General features: G+C 67.2%; 14 protein-coding genes. 6 read left to right on the forward strand and 8 right to left on the reverse strand.

Annotation, left to right across the window (positions count from 1 at the left end; all coding sequences use genetic code 11):
- Nucleotides 1–870, reverse strand: coding sequence for an alpha/beta fold hydrolase (locus tag ACFQ9R_RS15230; RefSeq protein WP_378991177.1), 870 nt, complete (start codon nucleotides 868–870; stop codon nucleotides 1–3).
- Nucleotides 870–1,502: a TetR/AcrR family transcriptional regulator gene (locus ACFQ9R_RS15235; RefSeq protein ID WP_378916482.1), complete on the reverse strand. Its 633-nt coding sequence runs from the start codon at nucleotides 1,500–1,502 to the stop codon at nucleotides 870–872. Before ACFQ9R_RS15235 ends, ACFQ9R_RS15230 begins: the two co-directional genes overlap by 1 nt.
- Nucleotides 1,503–2,676: 1,174 nt before the next feature.
- Between ACFQ9R_RS15235 and ACFQ9R_RS15240 the strand changes: the two genes are divergently transcribed.
- The gene (locus ACFQ9R_RS15240) at nucleotides 2,677–3,129 is read left to right on the forward strand and encodes an SRPBCC family protein (protein ID WP_378991249.1); all 453 of its coding nucleotides are present in this window, start codon (nucleotides 2,677–2,679) and stop codon (nucleotides 3,127–3,129) included.
- Nucleotides 3,130–3,179: 50 nt separating this feature from the next.
- Here the strand turns inward: ACFQ9R_RS15240 and ACFQ9R_RS15245 are convergent, their stop codons facing one another.
- Nucleotides 3,180–3,629 (reverse strand): MarR family winged helix-turn-helix transcriptional regulator, encoded by a 450-nt coding sequence (locus tag ACFQ9R_RS15245; protein WP_378633870.1) that lies wholly within the window; start codon nucleotides 3,627–3,629, stop codon nucleotides 3,180–3,182.
- 114 nt (nucleotides 3,630–3,743) lie between these two features.
- On the opposite strand from ACFQ9R_RS15245, the gene ACFQ9R_RS15250 reads away from it, so the two are divergent.
- Complete coding sequence (locus ACFQ9R_RS15250) at nucleotides 3,744–4,691, forward strand: SMP-30/gluconolactonase/LRE family protein (RefSeq protein ID WP_378991179.1); 948 nt, start codon at nucleotides 3,744–3,746, stop codon at nucleotides 4,689–4,691.
- Here the strand turns inward: ACFQ9R_RS15250 and ACFQ9R_RS15255 are convergent.
- On the reverse strand, nucleotides 4,678–5,454 hold the full coding sequence (locus tag ACFQ9R_RS15255) for an alpha/beta fold hydrolase (RefSeq protein ID WP_378991181.1): 777 nt from the start codon (nucleotides 5,452–5,454) through the stop codon (nucleotides 4,678–4,680). The two genes, ACFQ9R_RS15250 and ACFQ9R_RS15255, sit on opposite strands and share 14 nt — an antisense overlap.
- 41 nt (nucleotides 5,455–5,495) lie before the next feature.
- Between ACFQ9R_RS15255 and ACFQ9R_RS15260 the strand changes: the two genes are divergently transcribed.
- The 3 genes from ACFQ9R_RS15260 to ACFQ9R_RS15270 all read left to right on the forward strand — a co-directional run bounded on the left by ACFQ9R_RS15260 (nucleotide 5,496) and on the right by ACFQ9R_RS15270 (nucleotide 7,643).
- Complete coding sequence (locus ACFQ9R_RS15260; RefSeq protein ID WP_378991182.1) at nucleotides 5,496–6,182, forward strand: ZIP family metal transporter; 687 nt, start codon at nucleotides 5,496–5,498, stop codon at nucleotides 6,180–6,182.
- 106 nt (nucleotides 6,183–6,288) lie between these two features.
- Nucleotides 6,289–7,089, forward strand: a complete 801-nt coding sequence (locus ACFQ9R_RS15265) for a DUF6585 family protein (RefSeq protein ID WP_378991184.1) — start codon at nucleotides 6,289–6,291, stop codon at nucleotides 7,087–7,089.
- Between the two features lie 65 nt (nucleotides 7,090–7,154).
- Nucleotides 7,155–7,643: a suppressor of fused domain protein gene (locus ACFQ9R_RS15270; protein ID WP_378991186.1), complete on the forward strand. Its 489-nt coding sequence runs from the start codon at nucleotides 7,155–7,157 to the stop codon at nucleotides 7,641–7,643.
- Between the two features lie 9 nt (nucleotides 7,644–7,652).
- Here the strand turns inward: ACFQ9R_RS15270 and ACFQ9R_RS15275 are convergent, their stop codons facing one another.
- The 3 genes from ACFQ9R_RS15275 to ACFQ9R_RS15285 all read right to left on the reverse strand — a co-directional run bounded on the left by ACFQ9R_RS15275 (nucleotide 7,653) and on the right by ACFQ9R_RS15285 (nucleotide 10,681).
- Nucleotides 7,653–7,994: a hypothetical protein gene (locus ACFQ9R_RS15275; protein ID WP_378991188.1), complete on the reverse strand. Its 342-nt coding sequence runs from the start codon at nucleotides 7,992–7,994 to the stop codon at nucleotides 7,653–7,655.
- Nucleotides 7,995–8,081: 87 nt separating this feature from the next.
- Nucleotides 8,082–9,707: a chaperonin GroEL gene (gene groL, locus ACFQ9R_RS15280; RefSeq protein ID WP_266294031.1), complete on the reverse strand. Its 1,626-nt coding sequence runs from the start codon at nucleotides 9,705–9,707 to the stop codon at nucleotides 8,082–8,084.
- Between the two features lie 242 nt (nucleotides 9,708–9,949).
- Complete coding sequence (locus ACFQ9R_RS15285; protein WP_378991190.1) at nucleotides 9,950–10,681, reverse strand: Clp protease N-terminal domain-containing protein; 732 nt, start codon at nucleotides 10,679–10,681, stop codon at nucleotides 9,950–9,952.
- A gap of 72 nt (nucleotides 10,682–10,753) precedes the next feature.
- Here ACFQ9R_RS15285 and ACFQ9R_RS15290 point away from each other — a divergent pair, with 72 nt between their 5' ends.
- Entirely contained in the window at nucleotides 10,754–12,004 is a 1,251-nt protein-coding gene (locus ACFQ9R_RS15290; protein WP_378991192.1) for a hypothetical protein, read from the forward strand.
- Between the two features lie 99 nt (nucleotides 12,005–12,103).
- On the opposite strand, the gene ACFQ9R_RS15295 is transcribed toward ACFQ9R_RS15290, so the two are convergent.
- Nucleotides 12,104–13,186: an NAD(P)/FAD-dependent oxidoreductase gene (locus ACFQ9R_RS15295; protein ID WP_378991194.1), complete on the reverse strand. Its 1,083-nt coding sequence runs from the start codon at nucleotides 13,184–13,186 to the stop codon at nucleotides 12,104–12,106.
- Nucleotides 13,187–13,240 lie beyond the last annotated feature (54 nt).

A 13,240-nucleotide genomic window follows, 5' to 3' on the forward strand; every position in this document is an offset into this window, starting at 1 on the left:
TCAGCGGTCGCGCAGCCACTTCTCCACCGCGTCGACGGTGGAGTCCGGATCGGTGATCCAGCCGTTGTGCCCGAGGGCCTCCGGCTGGAACCACCGGGTGACCTGTGTGCCGGGCAGCTTGCTCAGCAGGTGATCCGCGGAGGTCTGCGGGGCCATGTCGTCACCGGCGACGGTGATCGACAGCACCGGGAACTTCAGCCGCGACATCCGCTCGTCGTAGTCGATATCGGCGCCGACGGGCACGAAGCGCCCGGTACGCGCCAGCCTGGCCCAGTCCGACATGAGAACTTTGGACTGCCTGCCGTAGGCGCGCTTGCCGAGCAGGTCCCCCGGCCAGAACCCGGCCAGGTTCGACGCCACCGCCACCGCCGCGGTGCCCACCAGCACGCCCGGACCGAACACCCCGCGATACCCCCGGAAATACGGTGTGCCGGAGGCGATCAGGATCAGGCCACCGAGCCTGCCGCGCACCCTGGCCGCGTACATCGCCGCGAGTTGCCCGCCCATGCTGTGGCCGAGCAGGTACGGCGTGCTGGCGGGGAACCGGTTGCGCACCGCGGCCAGCATCGCCGGAAAGTCCACCGAGACCAATTCGTGGTAGCCGTAGGTACTCTCGCCATCGGGTCGGCGGGTGCTCTCGCCCTGACCACGCAATTCGCCGATGGCGACATCGAATCCGCACGCGGCCAGCCGGTGTCCGAAGTACTCGTAGAACTCGCCGGGCACGGCCAGACCGGGGACGATGACCACGACCGCGCGTGGTGCGTCCGGGGTGACCGGATGCCGGTGCGCACCGGTGGCCGGAATGAGACGCACCGGCAAGGTGCTGCCGTCGGGTACCTGGATCGGGACGATCTCGACCCGCGCCATCAAGCCCCGACCGCGCCCAGGATCACCCGGCTCAGCACCTTGATCACTTCGTCGAGCGGCGGGCGTGGGTCGCTGCCGCTCCAGCCGTCGACCACGTAGTTCACCGCACCGATGATGGCGAGCACGCGCAGTTCGTAGTCGCCGGGCGGGATTTCGCCGTGCATGGCCGCGTCCTCGGCGGCGCTGGCCAGCAGCGAACCCCACACGCGGCGCAGTTCCAGGCGGAACTTCTCGACCTTGGGGCCTGCTCCGACCACCTCGACCAACGCGACCCGCGCCTTGCGGGGATCGTTGCCGATCGACTCGACGTAGGCCCGCACGGCCGCATCGATCTGCTCGAGTACGGTCGCCTCGGACTTGTCCTCGAGCGCGGTGGCCACCGCCTCGCGCGAATGTCGGTCGATCTGCTCGTACAGCTCCAGCAGCAGAGATTCGCGACCGGTGAACTCCTCGTAGAACTGCCGAGACGATAGTCCCGCGTCCTTACAGATCGCACCGACCGAACTGTTGGCATACCCGTCGCGCGCGAAGACCGTCAGGCCTGACTCCAGAAAACGCGCACGCCGCTGGCGTTGCCGGTCCTCTACGGGTTGCCCGGCATACATTCGTCCCGTATTCGCATCCTGTGACATTGTCGCTGACAATACCGAAGGGCCTGATCCCCTCGTCATGGATCAGGCCCTTCGGCTGCCCAATCGGCCAACCGCGCGTTAGCCGAAAGATGGCTACAGACGGCTCAGTTGCCCGAGCCCTGCACCGAACCGGTGCTCAGCGAGCTGGTGAGCAGGCCGAGCAGCAGGGTCAGGATGTTGCCGTCGCTGCTGTCGTCAGTGATGTTGTAAAGCATGTGTCACTCCAAGTCGATGTTTTGTGACTTCGTTGTCACTGGCCATTTGCCGTCTCGGACGATACCCAGTGACAATGTGAAGTGGGAGTGTTTTAAAGGAATTTTCTAGAATTTTTTGCCATGGGACACAAGACCAAGGAACTCGGGGCGCGCGCGGGCCCTACATGAGCCGATTCACTCATGAGAACGAAGCCGTCGACAGCACGGGATCGTGAATATCGGCATCGCCGACACGTCATCGACGCGCTGGGGCAACCGCGATGTGAAACGTGAGTGTACCGAAGCGCGGTACTCACATCCGCTGATCGCCGATACCCACGAGCAGACGGATCCGGTGACAACCGATGTGACTGCCGGACAGTCGAATACGGCGCAATCGGATCAGCGCAGGGTGCGACAAATCATTGCCGCCGAGCGCTGGGCGGGGTACTCCTGTTCCCATGACCACTCCGCTGAGCGACGGGCTCGAGCCCGTCGGCGACTACTGAAACGACGGACCGGGGGTGAGCGCCGACAGGCAGAACAGCCGCGACAATCTGTGCCGTAGGGATTCTCGTCGCCGGACAGCTCTACGTGGCGCTGCCGATGCTCGGCGACCCGACCGAGGCGCAGGACACCGCCCGCGGCGCGGCGACCTGGACAATCCCTGCTTTCAGGCTCGCCCACCGCGCCGGCCCTCCGGTCACCGGCCCGCCGTGGGACCGGTGGAGCCCGGTGATCGCCGGGAGTCCGACGGCCTTGTCCACCCCTGCGGTGATCGTGGTGCGGAATTCGAGCACGGGTCCCGCCGTGCGGGGTTCGCCTCCGCGTTCCGCGCGCCGCGGTTGGTTCTGCGCTGCCTCAGCCGCCGCGCCCGGGTTGCGATCAGCCTGCAAGAATTCACCTACGGGCGGGGGCCGGTCCCCATGGGGGTGCCTATGCTGAGCGTGACAGCCCGTCACGCATACCCGGAGGCACTGTTGCCGAACACTCTCGAAGCCAGCATCGACATCGCCGCACCGCCGGAGAAGGTCTGGTCGGTACTCGCCGATCTGCGCCGCATGTCCGAGCTCAGTCCGACAACCCTGAAGATGGTCGCGCTCGGCGGCGTTCGCGACGGCGCCTTCACCGTCAACGTCAACAAGGTGGGCTGGAAGGTCTACCCGACCACCTCGCGGATCGTGCGCTTCGAGCCGAACAAGGCGCTGGCGTTCCGGATGAACGAGAACCGCACGGTCTGGGCCTACGAGCTCGAGCCGACCGCCACCGGCACCCGCGTCGTCGAGACGCGCACCGTCGACGCCAAGGGCCTGCCGGGCTGGCTGCGGGGCACGATCAAGGTCGCCATGGGCGGCGAGGAGAAGTTCGAGGCCGACCTGGTCTCGGGGATGTATGAGACGCTGAGCAAGGTGAAAGTCGCCGCCGAGCGCTGACGCCGAGCTACGCCCGAGCCCGCCGGAACTTTCCGGCGGGCTCTTTTTCGTCACGGCAGGTTGTCGCGGATCTCGTCGAGTGCCTGCGCGCTGCGCGTGAGCAGTTCCTGCACCGCCGCCAGTTCCGCCGCGGTGAATCGATCGGCCAGTGTGCGCTCCACCGCGATCGCGCGGGTGTCGGCATCGGCCATCACCGACCGTCCCGCCTCGGTCAGGCGAGTCTCCAGCACGTTCTTGTGCCACTCGTGCGGGGTCCGATCCACCAGGCCGCGCTCCTGGAGGTTGGTCAGCACGGTGTTCATCGTCGGCGGGGTGACGCCGGCCAGCCGGGCCAGGGCGGCCGCCGAGATGCCGGGGTTCTCCGCGAGGTGCAACAGCGCGCTGTACTGCGCGACGGTCAGCCCGGCCGGTTTCAGCGCGGCAGTCTTGGTCGCGATCAGGGCTTGCTCGGCGCGCTTGATGTACGAGCCGAGCCTCTCGGCGGCGGGCATGGACGTCATGGGTGCATGATATCCGCCCATCACTTCGTAACTCTCTTGACGATCATAACGACTCTAATTTACATTACTGCCTATCGCTTGATGTTCAGCATTACATCACTGAGAGGCTTCATCATGTTGCGAACCATTGCCGTCGCCACCGCATGCCTGGCCCTGACCGCGTGCGGGACCTCGCCTGCCACACCCACGCTGAGCACGGCCTACGAACTGCCGGGCAGCGCCGTATATCCCGAGGGCATCGGCTTGGACGCGCGCAACGGTGACACCTATGTCGGGTCGTTCGCGGACGGAGCCGTCTACCGGGCGACGGCCGACGCCGCGCGCGCGGAGGTGTTCCTGCCCGCGGGCGCCGACGGCAGGAAGACAGCGAACGGCGTGAAGGTCGATCGGAGCGGTCGGCTGTGGGTGATCGATTCCGGTGTGGGCGTGAGTGTGTACGACACCGGGTCACGCGCACTGCTCGCGAAGTTCGCAGTACCCGGTGACGCACCACGTTTCGTCAACGATCTGGATTTCGGGGCGGACGGGTCCGCCTACCTGACCGACAGCGGGCGCAATGTCGTCTACCGAGCGGTCGTCGGCTCCGGCCGTGGCGAATTGACCGTGGCCTACGACCTGACCGCCACCCTCGGACCGCGTGAGCCGAAGGTGTTCGAGCTCAACGGAATTGTCGCCGACCCGGCCGGGACGTATCTGATCGTCGTCGCCATGTCAGCGGCCGAGCTGTACCGCATCGACCTCACCGGCGGCCCGGAAACGATTCGCAAGGTGGCGCTGACCGGTGGCGATGCGCGCCACGGCGACGGCTTGGACCTGCGCGGGGACACCCTGTGGATCGTTCACAACCTCGACAACACCATCAGCCGCTGGGCCCTCGGCGACAACGGCGCCACCGCCACCCGCACCGGCGAATTCCACGATCCCGCGCTGAATGTTCCTACCACGATGGTGCATTCGGGCGAGCAGGCGCTGATCGTCTCCTCACAGTTCGACAAGGGCGGACCGCTGGGGGCGCAGGGCACACCGGGGACGTTCGTGGTCTCCGCCGTCAGTGGGATCTGATGAATTCGCCCAGCACGGAGACGAACTCGTCCGGTTGCTCGACCTGGGGCGAATGGCCCGCGTGCTCGACGAGGTGGGTGTCGGCGCCCGCCGCGGCGAAGCGGGCGAGGGTCTCGGTGCTGTCGTAGAGGTTGTCGTGACGACCGTGGACGGCGAGGACGGGCTGGTCGAGGGCTTGCGCGCGGATGTCGAGCGGGGCGGCCGCGAAGTCGGCGGCACGGCCGCCCACCGCGTAGGCGAGGCCGCCGGGAAGGGCAGTACGGAAATCGCGGACCAGCGCTTCGGCCAGGCCGGGCGCCGAGTCGTAACGGAATCGGGGCGCGAAGACCGAACGGTTCGCCAGGCGGATCACCGGTCCGGGTGTCCACCGTTGCGCCAAGCGCACCGACCACGGACGAACCACCCATCTCGCGGCGGTCGGGATGCTCGCGGCCCGGTAGTCCGGAGCCTGGCCGACGACCACGACGCGAGCCACCCGACGCGACGCGGCGGCGAGTTCCAGCGCGATCTCGGCGCCGAACGAGTGGCCGACCACCGTCACGTCGGTGAGGTCGAGGTCGTTCATGAGGGCGACGAGCGGAGCGGTGCGGGCCGCGGCGCTGAAGTCGCCGTCGGCGCCCAAGTCGTGCATGTCCACGCGGATCACCCGGAAGGTCGCGACCATCCGCTCGGCGACCGCGGCGAACCAGTCGACCGAGCCGGGGATGCCGTGCAGGAACACGATCGCCGGTGCCGTGGGTTCGCCTTCGTCCACAACCAACACGTCAACCACCCTAGTCGCGCACAGCCGAATAGGCTCTCGGCATGTCTACCGCCCTGCTGTACGGCCTCGGTACCGCGGTCCCGCTGCTGATCGGGGTGGCGGTGGGGCTGCGGTGGACGCTGCCGAAAGCCGTGCTCGCCGCGATGATGGCGTTCGGCGCGGGCACGATGATCGCGGCGATATCGGAGGAGCTCTTCGCGCCCGCCTTCCACCGCGACGGCGCGCTGCTCGCCGGCAGCGCGCTGTTCGCCGGCGCGGGGGTGTACGTGGTCGCCAACCATCTCATCGAGAACAAACTGGGGCCCGCCGCTATCGGCTGGGCGTTGCTGCTCGGGACGGTGCTCGACGGCGTGCCGGAGAACCTCGCACTGGGTGTATCCCTCAGTGGCGGAGGCGGATTGGTGTTGGTGGTCGCGATCGCGGCGGGCAATGTGCCCGAAGCGGTCAGCGGGGCGGTACTCATGCGCGAGCAGCACGGGTTCGAGGCGGGCCGGACCTTCGCGCTCTGGGCGGTGACCGCCGCGGTGCTCGTCGCGGTGACCGTGCTGGGAAACGCTTACGCCGACTCGGTTTCGACGACCGCGATCAGCGCGGTCCAAGCGTTCGCGGGCGGCGCCACGATCGCGGTACTGGCCGACTCGCTCGTCCCCGAGGCCTATCGCGAAGGCGGCTGGTGGGTCGGAATGGCAACCGCGGCAGGATTCTTCGTCGCTTTCGCCATCGGCTGAGCCATTCCGCCCGGTCGCGGCCAGAATTTCATCTCCGTACCGGTGGCAATATTCCGCCGGTTCGCATACGCTTCGCCGCGGATGAAAACGCCTCTTGGAGGGACGAGTGATCACTCCGAACAGGCCGGAGGACGTAGCCGATGCTCGGCACGCGGTGCCGTTGACCCAACTGATACACCTGATGGCGGAGTATCAGCAGCTCGGCGCGCACCGTGACACCTTTCTCGCCACCCCCGCCGACGACACCTTCGTGCGCGGCTGTGGCATCGTCGCGGGTTGTATCGCCACCATCGGCATCATCGTCGCGGCCGTCGGCGGCTGGCAGGGCGGTGTGGCACTGCTCGTGATCGCCGGCGCGCCCGTCCTGCTCGCACTGCGCCGCGGGGTGATCAACCGGCAGAACCGCGCCGCCCGCATCGACCTGTTCGACCAGGGCGTCACCGTCTACCGCTCGGGTCAGCGCGTGGCCGGATTCCGGTGGGACAGCACCGAAGTGCGTCAGCACGCGATCCCGTTCCACGACACCACCCCCGTCACCTACCTGCTGGAGCTGTCGGGCCCCGGCGGTGTCGAAGCGACCATCGACGAAGAGGGTTTCGCCCGCGCCCGTGAATGGGCCCGCGCCATCCAATCCGCCGTCACCGCAACCCAACTCCCCGCCGCGGTGGCCGCCATCGACAACGGCGAAACCGTCCCCTTCGGCGACCTCTCCCTCTCCCTCGACGCCCTCACCTTCCGCAGCGAAGCCCTGTCCTGGGAAGACATCCAGCTCATCGACGCCCGCAGCGGCCACATCCGCATCAAACTCTCCGGCGTGTGGATGTCGCTGGCCCCCGTCAGCACCATCCCCAACTTCTACATCTTCAACGAACTCGCCGAACGCCTCCGCCTCACACCGGTCGGCTGAGCTCGCACGAACCCGCCTGCTCGATCAGCTGCATACCGATCACTTTCATTGAGATCGGCGCGTGGATGATCTATCCGGCCTCACGGCTGCACTACATAAGTTTCGGAATGACCGAGCTGGACGAGAAGGAATCCCAGAATCCCGACGAGTCCGGTTGGGGCTTCGAATTCACGTTCCGCCTCACCCGTCGGCCCGAAGAACACGAGGCGCCGGTGTGGCCGGTCGGCTTCCTTCAGAATTTGGCTCGCTACGTCTACTCCTCGGGCAACTGGTTCGAAGCTGGTGACCATGTCGATGCCTGCCCCGCAATCGCCGATGCCCTCGTCAATCGCCTCCCCCACGGCAGAACACTGACGATCTCCGGCGACGGACGCTCGATCACCTTCTCCCCCTCCGACTCCGATTCAGGGGGCGCCGCCCTCGACGAAGGCGTTCTTACGCTCGATCTTCTCCCCGCCGAGCTGAGCGCGCTGGTAGCAGCGCTCCACAACACCAGCCCTGGCCCGCTCCCCATCCGCCCACAACTGGTCATCGCATTCGACCACGAGACGTGACTCATCCGACTACCCGTCCGACGGCGGTGCGAGATCCTTCTTCGCCAGGTCGTTCAGGCTCGAACAACCTATCCACAACATCGCCGCACCGACGATGACCCGCACCGAGTCCAGGACATTGTTGATCATCTTCACGTCCGCGTAGTTGGCGCCGGACTTCGACATCGCACACGAGTTGTCGTCTGGGGCCATGTCGTAGCTGGTGAAATCCAGGACGAGGGGGCTCCAGTCGTGACATGTGACCGTGCCGTCGACCAGGTCGAGCAGACCCGACAGGATCGCCCAGCCGCAAATTATCCCCATCAGTACACAGAACAACCAGTACTTGCGGACCGTGTGGACGATCGCCACGTTCACTCCCCTATTTCATGCCGAAGACCGGCCCACCGAGTGGTGGACCGGTCTACGTGATTTGCGTTGGGCCAGCTGATCAGGAGATCAGAAGTCCATGCCGCCCATGCCGCCGGTGGGGTCGCCCGCGGGGGCGGACTTCTCCGGCTTGTCGGCGACTACTGCCTCGGTGGTGAGGAAGAGCGCGGCGATGGAGGCCGCGTTCTGCAGGGCCGAGCGGGTGACCTTGACCGGGTCGGCAACGCCGGCGGCCAGCAGGTTCTCGTAGACACCGGTGTCGGCGTTCAGGCCTTCGCCCTCGGGGAGGTTGGAGACCTTCTCGGCCACGACGCCGGGCTCGAGGCCCGCGTTGAAGGCGATCTGCTTGAGCGGAGCCGACAGCGCGACGCGCACGATGTTGACACCGGTCGCCTCGTCAGCGGTCAGACCACTGAAGCCATCGAGCGCGGGGGCGGCCTGCAGCAGCGCGACGCCACCACCGGCAACGATGCCCTCTTCGACGGCGGCCTTGGCGTTGCGCACGGCATCTTCGATGCGGTGCTTGCGCTCCTTGAGCTCGACCTCGGTGGCGGCACCGGCCTTGATCACCGCGACACCGCCGGCCAGCTTGGCCAGACGCTCCTGCAGCTTCTCACGGTCGTAGTCCGAATCCGAGGACTCGATCTCGGCGCGGATCTGCGCCACGCGGCCCTTGATGGCCTCCGCGTCGCCCGCACCCTCGACGATGGTGGTCTCGTCCTTGGTGATGACGACCTTGCGCGCAGTGCCGAGCAGCTCGATGCCTGCGGTCTCCAGGGAGAGGCCGACCTCTTCGCTGATGACCTCGCCACCGGTGAGGATGGCGATATCGGCCAGCTGGGCCTTGCGACGGTCACCGAAGCCCGGCGCCTTGACGGCGACAGACTTGAAGGTGCCACGGATCTTGTTCACGACCAGGGTCGACAGGGCTTCGCCCTCGACGTCCTCGGCGATGATCAGCAGCGGCTTACCGGCCTGGATGACCTTCTCCAGCAGCGGCAGCAGGTCCTTGACCGTCGAGATCTTGGACGAGACGAGCAGGATGTACGGATCCTCGAGGACCGCTTCCTGACGCTCGGGGTCGGTCACGAAGTAACCGGAGATGTAGCCCTTGTCGAAGCGCATGCCCTCGGTGAGCTCCAGCTGGAGCCCGAAGGTGTTGCTCTCCTCGACGGTGATGACACCTTCCTTGCCGACCTTGTCCATCGCCTCGGCGATGAGCTGGCCGATGGCCGGGTCGCCCGCGGAGATACCAGCGGTAGCAGCGATCTGCTCCTTGGTGTCGATCTCCTTGGCGGTGTCGAGCAGCTTGGCGGTGACGGCCTCGACGGCCTTCTCGATGCCACGCTTCAGGCCGAGCGGGTTCGCGCCGGCCGCGACGTTGCGCAGACCTTCACGCACGAGCGCCTGGGCGAGCACGGTGGCGGTGGTCGTACCGTCGCCGGCGACGTCGTCCGTCTTCTTGGCGACTTCCTTGACCAGCTCGGCGCCGATCTTCTCGTACGGGTCCTCGAGGTCGATCTCCTTGGCGATGGACACACCATCGTTGGTGATCGTGGGGGCGCCCCACTTCTTCTCGAGTACGACGTTGCGACCCTTCGGGCCCAGCGTCACCTTGACAGCGTCGGCGAGGGCGTTCAGACCCCGCTCGAGACCGCGACGGGCCTCTTCGTCGTACGCAATTGTCTTGGCCATTGCGTTGAGATCCTCCACATGTCTATGGCTGACACACGAGACGACCACAGGTTGGATCGCCCCAAAGTACGCTGGCCAGGAGGTGCCCGCGACGGACGACCGAGGGTGTCGATGGAACCCGATCTCACCGTCCCGACCTGGCACTCAACAGTCACGAGTGCCAAGCCATTTTTAGCACTCAGGTGGTGAGAGTGCAAGGTCGCGCCCAGCGCGCAGGACACACCGGGCGCGCCCCCGCGTTCTCAGGTCTCGTCCTGCACCGAAGCCAGGAACTGATTCAGCAGCTCGACGAGCTCGGCCTCTACGACGGCCTTGCCAAGGCCCAGACCGCTGAGTACGCCCGCGCCGTTCTCCTGTTCCAGCAGAGCCAGCAGGATGTGCTCGGTGCCGATGTAGTTGTGACCGAGCCGCAGCGCCTCGCGAAAGGTGAGCTCGAGGACCTTCTTCGTGTCGCCGTCGAAGGGGATGAGCGCGGGCACGTCACCGTCGGCGGCGGGCAGCGAGGCGGCCGCGGCAGCGCGCACGGCGTCGAGTGCGACACCCCTGGCGATGATCTCCTTGGCGGCCAGACCTTCCGGCTGGCCGATCAGGCCGAGGATCAGATGCCCGAGCGCGATCTGACTGCTCCCCGAGGCGCGGGCCGCCTCCTGCGAGCCGACGACCACCTGCCGGGCCCGGTCGGTGAACTTGGCGAAGCCCGCCTGCGGATCCATGGCGGCCGCGTCGCTCGGACCCTTGGGCACGAAGCGTTTCTGCACGGCCTGCTTGCTGACGCCCATGCTGGCGCCGATATCGGTCCAGGAGGCGCCGGAACGGCGAGCCTGGTCGACGAAGTGGCCGATCAGGTGGTCGGCGGTCTCGCCGAGGTGATTGGCGGCGACCACCGCGTCGGAGAGTTGGTCGAGGACGTTGTCGGGGCGGGCCTTCTTGATGCCGTCGATGAGGTCGTCGAGGCGAAAGTTCGGAGTGCTCATGCGTCAACCATAGGTTGACGATGTCGGATCGTCAACGATTGGTTGACGGCAAATTCCTGGCAGAGTGTCGCCATGGGGAGAATTCGGCGCTGGGCGCCGCGCGTGGTGGGGATCATCGTGACGGCGGCGTGCCTGATCGGAGCCGGGCGACTGCTGTGGCCGCAACCGGGCCTGGACGGGCAGCCCGGGTCGACCGCGCGCCAGCTGGCCTTCGTGCGTGACGCGCTCGACGACGGCTCGGATACCGCTGCGCAGCAACTGTTTCCGGAGGGGTACGTCTTCTCGAACGTGCTCTACGGCCTCGCCTGGGTACAGGCCGCGCACACCGATCCAGGACTGCGTGACAACGCGCTCCGCGAAGCACGCTGGGCGCTGGCCAGAACCGAATCCGACGAGGGCCGTGCGGTTTTCAGCCCCGGGTTGCAGCCCGCGTACGGAGTGTTCTGGGCCGGGTGGACCAACTGGCTGCGGGGCGCGATCCTGTCGCTCGATCGCTCCGATACCACTGCGGTGCACCAGTTCTCCACGCACAGCGCCGAGATCGCACAGGCGTTCTCCGCGGCCGGCACACCGTTTCTCCAGGCCTATCGAGGTCAGGCGTGGCCGGTCGATTCGACCGTCGCGGTGGCTTCCCTTCGCCTGCACGACAAGCTGTTCGGGGCGCAGTACACGGCAGTGATAGATCGCTGGCTCGCGCAGGCCGAGACCCGCCTCGACCCCGCGACCGGCCTACTGCCGCATCAGGTTTCACCGACCGACGGATCGATGCTGACCGGCGCCCGGGCAACCTCACAGACAGTGATACTTCGATTCCTGCCCGAGATCGACCCAGCATTCGCGAAGAGCCACTACGCGCGGTACCGAGACCGATACCTGACCTATCCAGGCGGTTTCGGGCCCGCCATTCGCGAATATCCGAAGGGTGTCGACGGGAGCGGTGACGTCGATTCGGGACCGTTGGTCGCCGGAGTCAGCCTTTCCGCCACTGTTGTCGCCCAGGGCGCCGCCCGCGTGAACGGCGACAGCGACTTGGCGGCCGCGATCGGCTCCGCAGGTGAGCTGCTCGGACTGCCGGTCGGCCTGCCCGGCTCCAAGCGGTACGCCTTCGGCCTGATGCCCATCGGGGACGCGTTCGTGGTGTGGTCGTCTACGGCACGTCTGCTGACCGAGCCGACGACGGCGCTCGCACGAGATGTGCGCTGGTGGTGGCGGCTGCCATGGCTCAGCGTGCTCCTCGTGATCGCGATCGCGCCCTGGGCAGGGCCGCTGACCCGACACGCTCGACGCCGGTGGCCGCGCCGCAGACGAGACACCGCCACCTGACCGCACCGGACGACCCCGGCGCGATCGCCCCACTTCGCGGCCCCCGGTCAGATCTGACCCAACGGCCGCGAAGAGGGCGATTACGCCACTCCGGTCGGACTATCGCAGGCCGACCGTGAAGGCCGTGCCGCGCACGATCAGTTCCTTGATCAGCGCCCCGACACGGCCCGTGAGCACCGTGCTCGTCGGGGTGTCATCGGCCTTGACCACCTGGAACACCGCGTCACGGCGGCCCAGGCTGATGCACTGCGCGACGTAGCGGCCCTTCATCGGCTCGGGTTCGCGGCCACGCGCCCGCGCCGTGATGGCCCCGACCACGTACTGGCCGGCGGGAATCGCTGTCGCGCAAGCCATCCGCAGCGGGCGGCCGTCCACGCCGACCATCAGCGCGGCGTCGCCGACGGCGTAGATGTCGGGGTGCGACACCGAGCGCAGCGTGTCGTCGGTGCGGATACGGCCGTCGTCGGCGACCTCCAGACCCGCGCGACGAGCCAGATCGGGGACGGTGAAACCGGTGGTCCAAACGGTGGTATCGGCGGGCACCAGGGTGCCGTCGGCGAGGCGAACCGCATCGGAGAGCACCTCGACAACCTTGACGCCGGAACGGATTTCGACGCCGGCCCGCGTGAGCGCGTCCCGGATCAACTGGTGCGCGCGCGGCGAGAGCCAAGCGCCCGGGTCCTCGGTACCGAGCAGGCTGATCCGCGAATCCGGCTGCGACTCAGCGAGTTCGGTGGCCAGTTCGATGCCGGTCGGGCCCGAGCCGACGATGACGATCTGACCCGACAGTTCCGTCAGGTCCTCGGCGGTGGCGACGAACTTCGCGTGCTCGGCCGCTCCGGGCACGGCGTCGCGGTCGGCCTGGCTGCCGAGCGCGTAGACGAGGGTGTCGTAGTGCAACGTCCACTCGCCGTCCAGGGCGACGATCTTGCGATCCGGGTCCAGGTCGGTGACCCGCGCCTGGAGGAATTCGATGCCCTTGCGTCCCAGCGACTTCCGCAGGTCGAGCCGCTTGACCGGCTGACCGGCGGCGGCCTGGTGCAGACGCACCCGCTGCACGAATTCGGCGCGGCCGTCCACGACGGTGATCTGGGAGTCGCGAGTCTTCTTCGCGAGGGCACGGGCCGCGGTGAGTCCCGCGTACCCGGCGCCGAGGACGACGATCCGATGCTGACCGGTCATGGTGTGGCTCCTTCTCTCGAAATGCCTACACACACCAGACCGATCAGCCCCCGA

It is taken from the genome of Nocardia sp. NPDC056541 (assembly GCF_042794235.1).
Lineage (GTDB): Bacteria > Actinomycetota > Actinomycetes > Mycobacteriales > Mycobacteriaceae > Nocardia.

Bases quoted from the DNA above. Each gene is read 5' to 3' on its own strand.
- ACFQ9R_RS15230 (WP_378991177.1), bottom strand. From the start codon at position 870: ATGGCGCGGGTCGAGATCGTCCCGATCCAGGTACCCGACGGCAGCACC.
- ACFQ9R_RS15235 (WP_378916482.1), bottom strand. From the start codon at position 1,502: ATGTCACAGGATGCGAATACGGGACGAATGTATGCCGGGCAACCCGTA.
- ACFQ9R_RS15245 (WP_378633870.1), bottom strand. From the start codon at position 3,629: ATGACGTCCATGCCCGCCGCCGAGAGGCTCGGCTCGTACATCAAGCGC.
- ACFQ9R_RS15250 (WP_378991179.1), top strand. From the start codon at position 3,744: ATGTTGCGAACCATTGCCGTCGCCACCGCATGCCTGGCCCTGACCGCG.
- ACFQ9R_RS15260 (WP_378991182.1), top strand. From the start codon at position 5,496: ATGTCTACCGCCCTGCTGTACGGCCTCGGTACCGCGGTCCCGCTGCTG.
- ACFQ9R_RS15270 (WP_378991186.1), top strand. From the start codon at position 7,155: ATGATCTATCCGGCCTCACGGCTGCACTACATAAGTTTCGGAATGACC.
- groL (WP_266294031.1), bottom strand. From the start codon at position 9,707: ATGGCCAAGACAATTGCGTACGACGAAGAGGCCCGTCGCGGTCTCGAG.
- ACFQ9R_RS15285 (WP_378991190.1), bottom strand. From the start codon at position 10,681: ATGAGCACTCCGAACTTTCGCCTCGACGACCTCATCGACGGCATCAAG.
- ACFQ9R_RS15290 (WP_378991192.1), top strand. From the start codon at position 10,754: ATGGGGAGAATTCGGCGCTGGGCGCCGCGCGTGGTGGGGATCATCGTG.
- ACFQ9R_RS15295 (WP_378991194.1), bottom strand. From the start codon at position 13,186: ATGACCGGTCAGCATCGGATCGTCGTCCTCGGCGCCGGGTACGCGGGA.